Raw genomic sequence first — 15464 nt, forward strand, 5'->3', positions numbered from 1 at the left:
TTTTGGCTAGGACATCCGGGCAGCCGGCTCGAGTTCCGCGCTGCGCCCGCCTTCCTCGCCACGGCCTTCCGCGTTGGGGCGTTCGATTGCGGGATGTTCGACGGCGGGCTCCAGCTTCCGGTTCGCCCAGAGCCGGAGCGGCCGCTCAACGAAACGGAAGGACGCGTACGCCAGCAGCACGGTGAAGGCCGCGGTCAGGGCGATGCGGAGCGGAAGCGCCGGAATGAGGGGCATCAGCAGCAGGTAGACCGGCAGGTGCCAGAGATACATGGCGTAGGACAGGTCACGGCCCGGGCGCGCCAGCCAGGGGTGGCTGAGGATACGCGACAGGAAACCGGCAGGCTGCAGGACCAGCGAGCCGATCAATACGGCCGAGATCAGCGCGAGCGCGGTGGGGCCCACGGTCCAGAACGTGTTGAACCAGGCGCCGGGGGTATCGGGCTCCTTGAGCAGGAACAGCGCGGCCACCAGGGCCAGGCCGGCAAGCGGGGCACCCCAGCGGGCCCCCGATGCCATGGCGTTGTGCAGCCGGGAGCCCTGCCGCACGGCGGTGAACAGAAGGGCCAGCGCGCAGCCGATCAGCAGTTCGTCGGCCCGCGTGTCCGGGCCGTTGTAGATGCGGTCCAGCGGCTGCCCCGCGTTGACCAGCAGGAACCGGTTCAGCAGGAAGGCTGCGGCCAGGGCCACGGTGGCGATGGCTGTGGTGCGGACCTTCCAGAACCGGAGCATCACCAGCAAGAGCAGCGGCCACACCAGGTAGAACTGCTCCTCCACGGCCAGCGTCCACGTGGGGCCCAGGGTTTCGCCGGCAATGGAGTCACCGAACATGCCAAAGTGCGCCAGGTTCATCACGTAGCCGGCAGCGGGAAGGACAAACTCCGCCTGCCCGCCCCAGCCTGAGTCGGGAAACACGACGCCTGCCGCCACGATCACGGCGCAGAGGGCCAGCAGTGCCGGCCAGAGGCGGGCCAGGCGCTTGGCGTAGAAGACGCCCAGGTGCAGCCTGCCGGTGGCGATCCGTTCCTTCATGATCAGCAGCGTGATAACAAAGCCGCTGAGCGTGAAGAACACGTCGACGCCGATGGAGCCGCCCGGCATGGACTCGGTTGCCGTATGGAAGAAAAACACGCCGGCGACGGCGACGATCCGGAGCCCGTCCAAAGCATGCTTGCGTCCGGCGAGGAGCCCTGTTCCGGGCGCCGCCGGGCGTGCTGTTGCTGACAAATTTCCGCTGCTTGACCTCAAAACCACTCAGCAAGCATATATAACGTTTCCATAACTGCGCTGGACGGCAGCTGGGCGGCGGCTGGCAAGAGAGGGGGCGGAGCGCCCTTGTGAAGGCTGGCCGCCGCTTCTACATTGAAGGCATGGTGGACCAGGACATGGCAGAAGACCTCGAAGAGCTTGTGGATCTCATCGCCGGGATGGAGGACATCAAATCCGTCCTCGACGATCTGACCGGATACGCGGCAGCCACCATGACCAGCACCACGGGTAGACCTATTGAGTGTGCCGTCACCCTGCACCGCCGCAAGCGTACGGTAACCATCGGCGGCAGCAGCGGGCGGGCGGTGGTGCTGGACCGGATTGAACAATCACTGGGAGACGGGCCCTGCGTCGAGGCCCTCGAAACCGGGGTTCCCGTCCTGCTGGATGACGTGTCCTCGGACCCGCGGTGGCCTGAGTACTGCACGGCCCTTTCCGCCGCCGGCGTCGCCAGCTCGCTGGGCGTACCTATGAAATTGGATAACGACGCCGGCGCGGTCCTCGACTTCTTCGCTCCGGCCAGCGGACTCTTCAGTGAGCGGGCGGTCGCCGACGCGGCAAGGTTCGGCGACATGGCGGGCAAGGCGCTCCGGCTTGCCGTGCGGATCGCGTCAGCGGAGCAGCGCGCTGAAAACCTGAAAGCCGCCATGGACACCAGGACCGTCATTGACTTGGCCTGCGGGATCATCATGGCGCAAAACAAGTGCAACAAGGACGACGCGTTCGAGCTTCTCCGCAGCGCCTCCAACAGCAGGAACCAAAAACTCAATGAGCTTGCCGAGGGGCTGGTGAACCGCTTTTCCGGCCCGAAGGATGCGAAGGCGCACTTCGACGACTGAAGAGTCCGTGGCCCGGGGGCCAGCGACGCTGCTGGTCCCCGGAGTGTAAGACGGGATGTGGCCCACCCCCGAAAATTGGATACCCTGGGCCACATCCGCGTCAGCTTCACGGACGGTCGCATGCCTGGGAGCGGTTGGCCAATCGCCCGGCCGAAAGGGCGGGGTGGCACTGGAAAAGGGTTCCTCAAGCGGCAACAGATGGGCCGCCTGCCTGACCCGGGGATCAGCCTAACAAACGCGTGCCGCCTGGCAATAGGGGGCGTTCCCGCAGTTTTTGGTCAATTTCCCGCGATTAATGCATCTGTGGCGCCCGCACGGCTCATGAACTCTTCACCGGACCGGCTTGCCGAACCACGTGCCGAGGGCCTCGGTGAGCCCGTCCGCTGAGCCTTCGCCCACCCAGGCTACGTAGCCGTCGGGCCGGACCAGGACTGCCGTTGGTGCGGCAACGGTGCCCAGCACGGGAAGCTGCCACGCGTCGTCGTACGTTGCCCTGACATGTTGCACGTACCCGGCCCACGCGCCAGGCTCCAGCCCCGGGCCACCGAATTCCAGCAGCACCGGCCGCGCCCGGTGCAGTAACCCGTACACGCTGGTTGGCCCGGACCCAGTGGCGATGTCCAGGTCCGGCATCCGGCGGCCCAGCAGCGGGTGGCCCGTGCCCACGTCGTAGGCGACGTCGAGCCCGGTGATCAGTGCCGCGATCGGTGCCCCTGCACCATCAACGCGGAGCACCTCGCCGAGCAGGTCGCGCACGGCCTCCTGCCGCGGATCGGCCTTCTGGAAGAGGGACTGGGCCATGGTGTACTTGAGCGCCCGCTCCCCCGCCGGGTGGCGCTCCGCGTGGTAGCTGTCCAGCAACCCGGCGCCGGAGATGTCCTGCAGCACCTGCCCCAGCTTCCAGCCCAGGTTGACGGCGTCCTGCAGCCCCAGGCCGATGCCGAGTCCGCCCGTGGGTGAATGGACATGGGCCGCATCACCGGCCAGCAGCACCCGGCCCTTGCGGTAGGACTCCGCCTGCCGGGTGGCGTCCGTGAAGCGCGACAGCCACGTGGGGCTGTGGACCCCGAAGTCGGTGCCGAACACGTCGGTCAGAGCCTGGCGCAGCTCCGCCAGGGTGGGCTCGGTGGCCGGGCCAAGGGAGGCTTCGGTCACCACCACCCGGACCAGGCCCCCACCCATCGGGTACAGCCCATGGATACCGCGCCCGTCCACCTTCCCCTGCTGGATAGGCTCCCCCGCCACCTTCACCTCCGCGATCAAGCTGCTCCGCGTCGCGTCCGGACCCACCATCGGAATACCCGCCGCCCGCCGCACCATGCTGCGCCCACCGTCGGCACCCACGACGTAGCGGGCCCGCACAGTTCCGCCGGCGGCAAGCTGGACCTCCACGCCGTCGTCGTCCGCTGAAACTCCGGTGACCTCCACGCCGCGCCGGATCTCCACGCCCAGTTCCTCCACCCACTCCAGCAGCAGGCGCTCGATGTGGTTCTGGAACAACGCCAGCGTGTACGGGTGGCGCGTGGGCAGCCCGCCCAGGTCCAGCTGCGTGTTGCCAAAGGAGGCCGTCTGGACGGTCTTGCCCGTGGCGAGGAACTGCTGCGCGATGCCGCGCTGGTCCAGCAGCTCGATGCTGCGCGAATGGATTCCGCCCCCGCGCGAGCCGGCCAGCTCCTGGGAGGGGCGCCGCTCCAGGACAACCGCATCCACTCCCGCCAGCCGGAGCTCCCCCGCCAGCATCAACCCCGTGGGTCCGCAGCCCACAATCACTGCATCATGCATACCCTCCCCGTCCCCCTCCTTGTCATGACCGCCAGTATGCGGTAGCCCCGGGGTCTTGCGGCAAGGCCCCGGCGCCGGGGTACCTTGGAAATGGAAGGGATCCCGGCGGCGCCCATCCCACGTTTCGCCGCGGACATTCGAGGCCTGCCTTCCGTCCGCTGGAGGCGTCATGACATCTATCCGCTCTAACCTAAGTGCCCTTGACCGTCGTCCAGGGACGGGACGAGTTGTGCCCGCCGTGTTACTGGCGGTGTGGATCCTCCTGGCAGGAAGCGTTCCCTCTACGGGAGCCGGCGGACAACACCCTGCTGCCGCGGTACCCCGCGCTGCGGACAATGCGGTCCAGGCCCAGGGCGGCCTCCTTTTTGGCTTGGGGTCGCAGGCGTACAGATCGCTCGAGAACCGCCTGGTCCAAGAGGCGCCGGTCAGCATCATCACCAGCTGGTTCAGCTTCCGCACTGACATGGAGTTTTTCGATATTTACCGGACGGCTGTGACCCCGCAGATCTATGCGGCGGGCAAAGCAATGCACCTGGTGATCTGGGACGGCTACCCGCGCCCGGGCGCCCCGGGCGGAAGCCCGGATGGCATCGTGCAGACCAAGTACGGCCCGGTCTGTGGCGAAGCATACCCCTTGTCCCGCGAGTTCCAGGCGGACATGGTGCAGCTGGCGAAGAACACCGGGGGTGCTGCGTCGGGGCCGCCGCTGTACGTCTCCATGTTCACTGAGTTCCAGACGTATCCGTGCCGGGAGGACGGGAACTACTGGGACACGGGGCAGGCCTATTACCGGGCCCTGAAAGACGCCTATCTGGAGGCAAAGGACACCTTCCACCAGTTCGCCCCCAATTCGCGGGTGGCCCTAACGTGGGGTGGCTGGGCCGCAACGTTCGACGACCCGGCCCGCGGTGGAGGCCGGTCCATGCTGCCCCACTTCAAGGACGTCATGGATGACTCAGACTTCCAGTCATTCCAGGCAATGGGCAATCACGAAAATGTGGAACAGACCACCTGGATGGTGAAAACGCTGCACGGGTACGGAAATGGCTTGTCCCTCCTGGCGCACTACAATCCGGACAACAACTCGCTGGCAACGTACGACGCGGACATGGTGGGGTTTTTCAACGATGCCAAAGTCGCTGAACTAAAGGCGAACGGTCTGTTCGGATTCAGCTTCATGGGGGACTCGATGCTCGGCAGCAGTGAAGCCCGGTACCAGCAGGCCAAAGCCGCCATCATCAAATACCATGAACCCGTTCCGCCCTGGCCGCCGGCGTGAGCGCCCCCTTGAGATTTATTGTGTACTCCTGTCGAATTGTGCGTCCCGTCCGCGTCGTATGGGTAGGAGCCTGCTGAAGGGCTCTGCACAACGGCAAAGGAGCATGACATGTCCAAGTATTTGATCCTGATTTACCAGGACGAGGCCGTGGCCCGGCAGGCCGAAGGGGAATCCATCAGCGCCAGCTACCAGGAGTTCCAGCAACGGCGCGGTGCATCCCTGCTCAGCGGCGCAGCGCTGCACCCCTCCTCCACAGCGACGTCCGTCCGCCGCGACGGGGACGGCGGGTTCCTGGTCACGGACGGCCCGTTCGCCGAGTCGAAGGAAACCCTGGGCGGCTACTACCTCATCGACGCAGCTGACCTCGATGAGGCGCTTGAGATCGCCAAGGAAGTTCCGGCCGGCGTCGGAGTAGAGGTGTGGCCCGTACGGGTGGCCAACTGATGCCGGAGGCCGCCAGCCCGGAGGTTGCCGCGGCGGTCGCGGACGCGCACCGCCGCGAGTGGGCCTTCGTCCTGGCGGCCACGGTCCGCGTTGCCGGCAGTATCGATGCCGCCGAGGAAGCCGTCCAGGACGCGTACGCCAGCGCATTGGCCACCTGGGGCAGGAGCGGCATTCCCCGGAACCCCGGGGCGTGGCTCACGGTGGCGGCGCGACGGCGGGCCCTGGACATGCAGCGCCGCGCGGCCACGGCGCAACGGGCGCTGCCCAAGCTGCTTGCGCGGGAGGATGACGACGGCGGTCTGCCGGACATGGCGCCCGAAGAGATCCCCGACGAGCGTCTCCGGCTCATTTTCACCTGCTGCCATCCTGCCCTGGCACTCGACGCCAAGGTGGCCCTGACGCTGCGGCTGCTGTGCGGGCTGTCCACCGCCGAGGTGGCACGGGCGTTCCTCGTCCCCGAGGCCACGATGGCGGCCCGCATCACCCGCGCAAAGAAGAAGATCGCAGCGGCCAATATCCCCTACCGGGTGCCGCCGGCAGCAGAGCTGCCGGCGCGGTTGGATGGCGTGCTGTCGGTGCTGTACCTGGTGTACACCACTGGGCACACCGCCCCGTCGGGAGCTGACCTGATGCGCCGGGACCTCGCTGACCGCGGGCTGGAACTGGCCAGGATGCTGCGCGTCCTGCTTCCCGGGGACCGCGACGTTGCCGGACTCCTAGCCTTGGTCCTGCTCACCAGGGCCCGCAGGGACGCCCGGGTCGATGACCGGCATGACATGGTTCTCCTGGAGCACCAGGACCGGTCCAAGTGGGACCGGCAGGCCATCGCGGAAGGTGTGGCGCTCCTGCGGGAGTCGCTTGCCGGACGGCCGCCGGGGCGTTTCGCGCTCATGGCGGCGATCGCAGCCGTGCATGACGAGAGCACGTCCTGGCCGGACACCGACTGGCAGGAGATCCTGGGTCTCTACGACCTGCTCATGGAGAGGTGGCCTTCCCCGGTGGTGCGGCTCAACCGGGCCATCGCCCTGGGCTTCGCGGTGGGTTACGCGGAAGGCCTGGCGGAACTTGATGTCCTGGGAGGCGAACCGCAGCTGGCCCGCTACCCATATTTGGCTGCCGCCCGCGGGGATTTCCTGGTCCGGCTTGGCCGCCCGGAGGAGGCACGGGTGGCGTTCGAGGAGGCGCTGATCCTCACGGACAACGACGCTGAGCGCCGGTTCCTCCATGGCCGTTTGAGCGCGTTGGGCGATTGACCGCCGGCGCATCTCAAGGTCCGCTCCCGCGTCCGCTTTGCCAGTAGTCCAAGTTTCGCGCCTCCGCGCCAAAAAGACAGGTACCACCTCTTATATCGAGGCCTGCAGACGCCAACCTAGGCTGACTTCACCGCCAAGGTAGCAACACTGGAACTACAAGTCGCCATCGCAGCACACCTGCCTGGAAGCGAAGACTGCGACTGATCGGGAGCAACCATGTTTTTTGACGTGCAACGGCTGCGGCCCGGCGGCTCACTAGCCCTCGGAAATGCGGCAGACAGCCCCACTATCGTCCCCAGCCAGACCGGCTTCGCATGGCTGATGCCGCCGCAGGACGGGGAGAAATACTCCTACCTGCGCACGCCGCAGCACCGCTGGGTATTCTGGCTGTCTGCGCTGGCCATGGCCGGCTTTGCGGTCAGCTTCGTCGGCCTGGCCACCCAGTCCTACTGGACCCTGGTCTTCCTTCTGCCGCTCGTCCTGCTGGTCACCGAGCAGTGCCTTAGCCTGCGGACCTCCACCTACCGCCGGCGCATTTCAATCGCTGACCACGCGGCCACCGTCGAACTGTGGGATCCCACCCAGGTGCCGAGTATCGACGTCTTTATCCCCACCTGCGGGGAAGATCTGGAGGTGCTGGCCAACACCGCGCACCACGTCAGGAACCTGCAGTGGCCGGGCGTGCTCCGGGTCCACGTACTGGACGACGCCGGGCGCGAGGAAGTGCGTGAACTCGCCGTTTGGAGCGGCTTTGGATACATGGCCGGGCCGGGCGACGCCTTCAAAAAGGCCGGCAATCTTCAGTACGCGTTCGAACGCACCTCATGTGATCATGTGGTGATCTTCGATGCGGACTTCGTGCCGCGGCCGGACTTCCTGCTGGAGCTCGTGCCCTACCTCGACGATCCCACGGTGGGCATCGTGCAGAGCCCGCAACACTTCTACACCCACAAGTCGATGTCCTGGCTGGAGCGGTGCGCCGGAGCCACCCAGGAGATGTTCTACCGATTCATCCAGCCCTCCCGGGATGCGGTGGGCGGGGCAATCTGCGTGGGCACCTCAGCCGTCTACCGCCGCCAGGCGCTGGAGGCAATTGGAGGTTTCCCGCAGATCGGCCACAGCGAGGACGTCTACACCGGCCTCCATATGAAGGAGCAGGGGTACCAGCTCAAGTACGTGCCGGTGCTGCTCTCCCGCGGCCAGTGCCCTACCGACATCGATTCGTTTATTTCCCAGCAGTACCGCTGGTGTGAGGGGTCGATGTCGCTCGTGGCGGCGGATTCATTCCACGACACCCCATCGCTGACGCTGCCCCAGCGGATGAGCTTTTGGTCAGGTTTCCTCTATTACATGAGCACGGCGATGCTGGCGCTTCTCGCACCCATTCCGTTGATCGTCATGGCGTTCTTTTTCCCGGCGAACATCACGCCGATCAACTCCCTGCCCCTCCTGGGCGCGGTTGTGCTGTGGCTGATCGTGCTGCCAATGGTTTCCCTGGGCCGGTGGCGGCTGGACGTGCTGCGCGTGCAGGCAATTTACGGTTTCGCCCATCTCTTCTGCATCGCCGATATGTTCCGGGGCCCTGGTGTCGGAATGGGTTCCCACCGGCAGCGCATCGGCGCAGATCCCCGCCGCCCGTCGGGTACGGTCCTTCATGGGTCCTTACATCCTGGCCACCCAGTCTCTGACCCTGGTGGGTTTGTGCCTGGGCGTGAACCAATACGGGATCCAGCAGTTCTGGGCCACGATTGTCCTCTTCGTGCTGTCGTCCTACGTGTTCGTTCCGGTGGGGGTCATGGCCATGGGCCGGGGACGCTCCTCTGCAGCCGAGCCAGCCCCCGTGGCGATGGTGGAGAGCCGGTGAGCACCGGTGTCGCCGCTCGTCCCACGTGGCGGGCGGCGCTGGAGTCGTTCCTTCCGGCCGCCAAACGGCCCAGCGCGGACAGGTACATCCGGCGCATTCCCATCGCCCTGATCCTTTTGGTGCAGGCGGTCTCGGCGCTCCGGCTAAGCAACACCGCATTCCAGGACGAAGCGCTGTATCTGTATACCGGCGACTGGATCCTGAAGTCCTGGGCGGACCCGGACGTGGTGGTGTACACGCACCCGGAGTCATTCTTTTCCGGTGCACCGATGCTCTACCCGGTGCTGGGAGCACTGCTGGACCGGCTCGGCGGCCTGGCCTTGGCCCGCTTGTTCTCCACGGTCTGCATGCTCAGCGCAACGGCGGCGGTCTACTGGGGGACAAATGTGCTTTTCGACCACCACGCCCGGCCACGCACCGCGGGTATCTTCGCCGCTTTCGTCTTCGCCCTCTCTGCGCCGGTCATTTTCCTGTCCAACTTCGCCACCTTCGACGCCCCCAGCTTCGCCCTCATCGCCTGGGCGGCCGCGCTGAGCATCTGGTCCAGCAAGCGCAACCGTTCCACTTTGTGGGGCTTGTCCATCGGGGTCCTCTGCTCCCTGGCCGTGCTGCTGAAATACTCCTCGGCCATCGACGTCCCGTTCGTCATGCTGCTGACCCTGGTCGTGGGGTGGGCGGTACGCTCCACCCGGGCGAGGGCGGTGGCCCGCGGCGCGGCTGCCGGGCTCACCGTGCTGGTCCTGCTGGTGGGCTCGGCGCTGACCTGGGGGTCGGCCCTGCTGGCGGGCCTCCAGAAGACCACCACGGACCGGGCCGCCATGGTGCACGAGACTCCTGTCCTCACGTTGGTAAGCCAGGTCGGGGTGTGGGCCGGTCTCACCTTCGCCCTCATGATCGCCGGCGGCATTTACCTGATGCGCCGCCAACCGGTCCTCGCGGTGCTGATGCTTGCCGGTACCATCGCAGCCACCGGATACCAGATCTGGATGGGTGAAGCGGTGTCCCTGCACAAGCACCTCACCCTTGGCATCATTTTCGGCGCACCGCTGGCCGGGGCAGTGCTCTCGGCCCTGGTACGCACCGGACGGAAGGTCACAGTTCTGCTCGTTGCGGCGGCGTGCTACGCCGTGCTGGTAGCGGGGCTGATGCAGTCCGAGAAGCTCTTCCACGTGTGGCCTGCCACCACTCCCCTGCACAACACGGTGGAGTTCGCCGTGGACTCCATGCCCTGGATCCGCACGCTGGCTGAAGTCCCTGAACCGTTGATGTATTCGTTGGAGGACAAGACCGGGCCCTGGCAGTGGACGGCCACGTATGACGGTTCGTTCTTTTATGACGACCCCGATGAAGGCCACCGGGTCTTCCAGGGACTGGAGGCCTACCAGCACGCGCTGGAGGACAACTACTTCCAGCTCGTCGTCCTTGACCGGAGCACCCCGATCGGCCAACAGCTGCAACCGGAGGAGTTCGGCTTCGCACAGACTGACACGGTCACCGATGCCGCCTCCGGCCACACATGGCGGATCTACCAGAGGTTTGACCACATCCCCCAGTGAGTGGATCCCCAGGTAACTGGGCGTGGCGGCGGCGCGCCGCAGAAGCCGGTGCACAACAAAAGGGAAGGCCCCTCCTAGGAGGGGCCCTCAACGTAGTGGTCATTTGTCTTCTGGTATCGGTCAGCGGTGATGCGCAATCCCCCTTCCCGGACGCCCCCGGCGCCCATCCGGACTATGACGCGTTCCACTTTAATAAGCCGCTGCCAGTGCGTAAAGACCCCTATTGAAAAAAATTAGGCACGACGACGGCGGGCTGGGCCGAGCGGGGGAAGAAGGCTGGCGACAAGGGAACCTTTGTTCTATACCTAATAGAACAAAGGTAAGAAGGTGAAGTGCGTTGATCCTCAACGTCGATCTGGCCGCTGATGTGCCGCTCTACCAGCAGATCCGGGACCAGATCGTGGAAGCAATCGCACACGGCGCACTGACCGAAGGCAGCCCGCTGCCGCCCACCCGCACGCTCGCCGCCGACTTCGGCATCAACTTCCACACCGTCAACAAGGCCTACGATCTCCTTCGCCAGGAGGGGCTGATCCGCCTTAGCCGCGGTACGGGGGCTGTCGTAACCGCGGCGGCCACCGACCAACTCCTTGCGTCTGACTGGACCGCGAGGGCCAGGACGCTCCTGGCCGAGGCCGTGGCCCGCGGTATGCCCGCCGACGAGGTGCTCCAGGCCTGCCGGACCCTGCTCGATTCATTTGATGCCGCGGATCAGGAGGACACGTGATGATTGTTTCCGCCGTTCTGGGCTTTGTACTGCTGGGGCTGGTTCTTCTGCTGGCACTGGTGCTGCCGTCCGTCACCAGCAACACCATCCCCTTCGGAGTCCGGATCCCGTCCCGGTATGCCGCCGATCCGGTAATCACCGGGCAGGCGCACTTGTACCGGCGCCGGGTCCTGCTCTGCGGGGGCATCATTGCGGTGGCCAGCATGGGCAGCGTGGCGGTGACCGGGCAACCCTTGCTGCTGCCGTTGTCAGTGCTGGTGCTCGTGGCCACCTGGTATGGCTGCTTCTTCCTGGCCCACCAGGAGATCCGGGCAGCGAAGATTGCCGGCGGCTGGTTCGAAGGCCTGCATCAGGGCATTGCCGTGGACACGGAACTGCGGACCAATCCCCCGCGGTTCCCCTGGCTCTGGTTGGCACCGGCCGCGGTCATCACGGCCGCCACCGCTGTAATCGGGATACTGATGTACCCGTCCATGCCCCAGACCCTGGCTGTGCACTTTGGCGCCAACGGTGTCCCCAACAGGATGGAAGCAAAGTCGGTTGGCTCGGCCTTTTCCCTTGTCTTCCTGCAGCTGGGCCTCACAGCATTTCTGGCGGGCATTGCGGCGGCCATCGTCCGCAGCAGGCCCGACCTTGACCCGGCCCGCCCCATGGGATCCTCGCGCTGGGCCCGGCACTACATGTCTCTGGGCGCCAAGGCCCTGCTCGGGCTGGTGGCCATGATCGATCTGGGCCTGTTGGGCTCGTCGCTGCTGATGTGGACCGGAACGGTTACCCGGTGGGCGCCGCTGGTGATCGTAATCCCGGTCCTGGCTTCCGTGGCGGCAACCGTCGCGGTCCTGGCCAGGAACAACAGGGACCGCAGTGAAAATGGGGAGGACACGGGCCTGACCCACCGTGACGATGACAGGTACTGGCGCGGAGGCCTGATCTACATCAATAGGGAGGACCCGGCGCTGCTGGTGCCACGCCGGTTCGGTATTGGCTGGACATTGAACTTCGGGAACCCCAGGACTGCGATGCTGCTGGCTGGAGTAATTGCGCTGACTGGTTTGGTGATCGCGCTCCGCTTCGCCGCCTGACCGAGTAGGGCGGCGGTGCGGGGCCTGCTTTGCGCCGGCCCTTACTGGATCAGGTAGTGGCGTTCCTCGGCAACGGGCGCTTTGAACGCCCCCGGGAAAACAGACTTCGACAATGCCTTCAGCCCGATCGCCGGAAGCAGCACGGCGGCAGCACCGAGGGACAGGGCCGTCCAGCCCAGGTTTTCGAGGGCGCCGAGCGTTGATGATTGAGGAGCAGCAGTAGCCAAGATTCTGACCCTTTGTGAGACCGGTGGAGGGCGAATTACTGTTCAGAACGCCGGGCCGGGCCCTCCCAGGTGTCCAGCGGCGCGTCAGCAGTTACCGTCCAAGGTTACGGCACGCGTACCCGGCCGCGTAAAACCCGGCTGCTGCGCTAGCCATCCAGCGCCGCAGCGTTGCTGCCCTGCGGCACCACCACATGCACGGCATTGCGCTCGATGGTGAAGTCAGTGGGAGTGGCGGTGGCGATTTCGCCGTCGAGGTTAACCGGCAGGGGTGGCTGCGTCACCAAGCGGACGTGCCGGGTCGTCAGGTGGTACACGCCGTCGCGCTCCACAAAGCTGCCATCTTTAAGCAGCCGTGCGATCCGCACATGTTCCCGGAGCGGCGCCCCGGGAATGGCATACACGTCCAGGATGTGGTCGTCTATGCCTGCCGTCGGCGAAACCGCGTTGCCGCCCCCGTAATGCCTGCCGTTGCCGACGGCCACCTGCAGCACGTCCGGCAGCTCAAGCGTTCCGTGGTCCCCGTCAGGGAATTCGAGCCGGGCGCGGAACGGCTTGTGCCGGGAATAGGCGCGTACGGCCGCAACCCCGTAGGCCAATGGCCCCAGGTACCGCTTCAAGCGGGGGCTGAGGCTTTCCGTAACCCCAACCGCCAGTCCCACCGACGCAACGTTGAGGAACGGCCAGCCGTTCGCCCGCCCCAGGTCAATATCCACTACCTTCCCGTCGGCGAGCGCAGTGCACGCGGCGTCCAGGCTACCCGGAATTTCCAGGGTGCGGGCAAGGTCGTTTGCCGTTCCCAGCGGAAGAATCCCGAGCACTGTTCCCGTCCCCGCCAGCTGGCCGGCGGCGAAGGACACCGTACCGTCCCCACCTCCCACCACCACCAGGTCGTGCCCGCCGGCAACCACCCGCTCGAGTGTCCCCGGCAGTTCACTGCCCTGCCGGACGTGATGCACAGAGGAAATGGGCAACCCGGCCTTTTGCAGCTTCTCCACCACCAGGTCGGGTACCGCCGCCCGGCGCGCACCGGCACTGATCACCACGGCAACGGAGTCCGCGTCTCGGGCAGCCTTCATGGGGACCATCCTAGGTTGAGGATCAACTTCCGCCTGTTTTGCCTTGGGTAGCCCTAAGGTCACCAGCAGTCGCGCCCCAACTTTGCCCCTAATACTTGCGCGTACGGTAGGCCCGGCGCCGTTGTTCCCCTACCTTGATAGTCCGGCCAAACCAGATGGTCGGGCTGGGGTTGTCCAATCGGTCTCCGGTAGTGAAAGGCACCAAAATGAAGACCAGAAAGGCTATGGCCGTTTGTGCTGTACTGGCCGCTTCCACCATTGGTCTTGCTGCTCCGGCGAGTGCAGATACCACAGGAACCGGTTGCCCTGAGGGCTTTCAAAAGCTCACAGTTAAACAAATCATCAAGGACTATGCAACAGCAGGATTTGAAAAAGCGATAAAAGCCGAGGACCGGAACAACGACGGGCTCCTCTGCTTCAAACTCCTGCCGCCCTCCGTGGACTTCTATGACCCCACCTTCTTCTACCAGGACAATGATTTCCCCGTTAAGGGGTAGATAGACAGGTATCGAGCCGGGGTTGGGCTTACCGGAACACGAAGTTTCCGATAAGCCCAACCCCAGGTTTCCATTCGGCTAGATATCCGCCAGGAGAGACGTGGGGTTTTCGATGGCGTCGGCCACGAAGCGGAGGAAGCCGCCGGCCGTGCCGCCGTCGCAGACGCGGTGGTCGAAGGTCAGCGTGAGCTCGGTGACCTTGCGGACAGCCAGCTCCCCGTTGACCACCCACGGCTTGTCGATGATCCGGCCCACGCCGAGGATGCCCACCTCCGGGTGGTTGATGATCGCCGCGGAGCCGTCGACGCCGAACACGCCATAGTTGTTCAGCGTGAACGTTCCGCTGCCCAGCTCAGCCGGGGTCGCCTTCCCATCCCGGGCCACCTGGGTGAGGCGGCGGATCTCCGCATCCAGCTCCCTGGCGCTGAGCTTCTCGGCCCCGCGCACGGAGGGCACCACCAGGCCGCGGTCGGTCTGCGCCGCGAAACCCAGGTTGATCCCGTCGAAGGCGACGATCTCCTGCGACCCGTCGTCGGCAGTCTCGAGGCGGGTGTTCAGTTCCGGATACTTCTTCAGCCCCGCAGTGACGAACCGGGCGATGAAGGCCAACAAACCTGGGACCTCCGCACCGCTGGCTTTCAGCCCCTCGCGCAGCTCCATCAGGGCCGTGGCGTCCACATCCACCCACACCGTTGCTTCCGGAATCTCGGACCGGCTGCGGGCCATGTTCGCGGCCACGGCCTTGCGGACGCCGCGGACCGGGGTGCGGGCGGAGACGGCAAGGCCCGTCCGCGCGTCGCGGCCCTGGGCTTCGACGGACTCAACAGGACGCATCGGTGCTTCCACCGGCGCTTCGACAGGCTCGGCTGCCGGCGCTGCCGCCGGCGCAGTTGTCCGCAGGGCGGCCTCCACGTCGCGGCGCATGATCAGCCCGCTGTCACCCGAACCCGAAATGTCCCCGAGGTCCACGCCGTGCTCCCGCGCCATCCGACGGACCAGCGGAGAAATCACGGCGCCAAGCTTTCCGGGCACCCGGGTACGCAGGAGCGCGAGCTCGTCCTCCTTGGACAGGCTGACCGGCGTGGTCTCGGCAGGCTCAGCCACGGCTACGGAAGACTTCCGGGCACGGGTGCGCCGGGCAACACCATGCCCGCCGGGAGTGCCGTAACCGATCAACACATTCCCGGACCCGGCCTTCTCCTCCTCACGGTAAGCCTCAGCTTCCGTCGACTCCGGCTTCGGCTCGGCAAGCTCGGTCTCCGCCGGCTCCACCTCGGGCTGGGCCGGCGAAGGGGCGGGGGCGGCATCATCCGCGGCGACGCCAGTAGAGAGGGGCGTTACCGAGATCAGCGGCTTCCCCACGTCCAGGGTCTCCCCCGGCTTCCCGTGCAGCTCGGCCACGATCCCGGCATAGGGCGACGGCACCTCCACCGCGGACTTGGCGGTTTCCACCTCGGCGATGGGCTGGTCGACGGCGATCTCGTCACCAACAGAGACGTGCCAGGCCACGAGTTCAGCCTCGGTGAGGCCCTCACCCAGGTCGGGCAGCAAAAATACGCGTGGTTCGCTCAT

At 65.9% G+C, this 15464-nt stretch carries 13 protein-coding genes; 8 read left to right on the forward strand and 5 right to left on the reverse strand.

From position 1 onward, the window contains the following. Nucleotides 1-6 precede the first annotated feature (6 nt). Nucleotides 7-1224, reverse strand: a complete 1218-nt coding sequence (locus NMQ03_RS16120; RefSeq protein ID WP_255173009.1) for an acyltransferase — start codon at nt 1222-1224, stop codon at nt 7-9. Nucleotides 1225-1334: 110 nt separating this feature from the next. Here NMQ03_RS16120 and NMQ03_RS16125 point away from each other — a divergent pair, with 110 nt between their 5' ends. Further along, nucleotides 1335-2105: an ANTAR domain-containing protein gene (locus NMQ03_RS16125; RefSeq protein WP_369693188.1), complete on the forward strand. Its 771-nt coding sequence runs from the start codon at nt 1335-1337 to the stop codon at nt 2103-2105. A 330-nt stretch (nt 2106-2435) separates the two neighbouring features. On the opposite strand, the gene NMQ03_RS16130 is transcribed toward NMQ03_RS16125, so the two are convergent. Then, the gene (locus tag NMQ03_RS16130; RefSeq protein ID WP_255173010.1) at nt 2436-3887 is read right to left on the reverse strand and encodes an FAD-dependent monooxygenase; all 1452 of its coding nucleotides are present in this window, start codon (nt 3885-3887) and stop codon (nt 2436-2438) included. Between the two features lie 229 nt (nt 3888-4116). On the opposite strand from NMQ03_RS16130, the gene NMQ03_RS16135 reads away from it, so the two are divergent. From NMQ03_RS16135 to NMQ03_RS16160, 6 genes are all read left to right on the forward strand, one after another. After that, entirely contained in the window at nt 4117-5166 is a 1050-nt protein-coding gene (locus tag NMQ03_RS16135) for a hypothetical protein (RefSeq protein ID WP_255173011.1), read from the forward strand. Between the two features lie 108 nt (nt 5167-5274). After that, nucleotides 5275-5610: a YciI family protein gene (locus tag NMQ03_RS16140; protein ID WP_255173012.1), complete on the forward strand. Its 336-nt coding sequence runs from the start codon at nt 5275-5277 to the stop codon at nt 5608-5610. Beyond that, nucleotides 5586-6863: an RNA polymerase sigma factor gene (locus NMQ03_RS16145; protein ID WP_255173013.1), complete on the forward strand. Its 1278-nt coding sequence runs from the start codon at nt 5586-5588 to the stop codon at nt 6861-6863. The genes NMQ03_RS16140 and NMQ03_RS16145 overlap by 25 nt, the downstream gene beginning before the upstream one ends. A 216-nt stretch (nt 6864-7079) precedes the next feature. Next, nucleotides 7080-10283 (forward strand): glycosyltransferase family 2 protein, encoded by a 3204-nt coding sequence (locus NMQ03_RS16150; RefSeq protein WP_255173014.1) that lies wholly within the window; start codon nt 7080-7082, stop codon nt 10281-10283. Nucleotides 10284-10620: 337 nt separating this feature from the next. After that, a complete protein-coding gene (locus NMQ03_RS16155) occupies nt 10621-11010 on the forward strand; it encodes a GntR family transcriptional regulator (protein ID WP_255173015.1) in 390 nt (129 codons plus the stop codon). Beyond that, nucleotides 11010-12092, forward strand: a complete 1083-nt coding sequence (locus NMQ03_RS16160) for a DUF1648 domain-containing protein (protein WP_255175636.1) — start codon at nt 11010-11012, stop codon at nt 12090-12092. Before NMQ03_RS16155 ends, NMQ03_RS16160 begins: the two co-directional genes overlap by 1 nt. Nucleotides 12093-12133: 41 nt before the next feature. Here the strand turns inward: NMQ03_RS16160 and NMQ03_RS16165 are convergent, their stop codons facing one another. Both NMQ03_RS16165 and NMQ03_RS16170 read right to left on the reverse strand, forming a co-directional pair. Further along, nucleotides 12134-12319, reverse strand: coding sequence for a hypothetical protein (locus tag NMQ03_RS16165; RefSeq protein ID WP_255173016.1), 186 nt, complete (start codon nt 12317-12319; stop codon nt 12134-12136). Between the two features lie 146 nt (nt 12320-12465). Beyond that, nucleotides 12466-13395: a lipid kinase gene (locus tag NMQ03_RS16170; RefSeq protein WP_255173017.1), complete on the reverse strand. Its 930-nt coding sequence runs from the start codon at nt 13393-13395 to the stop codon at nt 12466-12468. 206 nt (nt 13396-13601) lie between these two features. Between NMQ03_RS16170 and NMQ03_RS16175 the strand changes: the two genes are divergently transcribed. Further along, nucleotides 13602-13892 (forward strand): hypothetical protein, encoded by a 291-nt coding sequence (locus NMQ03_RS16175; RefSeq protein WP_255173018.1) that lies wholly within the window; start codon nt 13602-13604, stop codon nt 13890-13892. A gap of 78 nt (nt 13893-13970) precedes the next feature. On the opposite strand, the gene NMQ03_RS16180 is transcribed toward NMQ03_RS16175, so the two are convergent. Beyond that, nucleotides 13971-15464, reverse strand: a complete 1494-nt coding sequence (locus NMQ03_RS16180; RefSeq protein WP_255173019.1) for a dihydrolipoamide acetyltransferase family protein — start codon at nt 15462-15464, stop codon at nt 13971-13973.

It is taken from the genome of Arthrobacter sp. DNA4 (genome assembly GCF_024362385.1).
Lineage (GTDB): Bacteria > Actinomycetota > Actinomycetes > Actinomycetales > Micrococcaceae > Arthrobacter.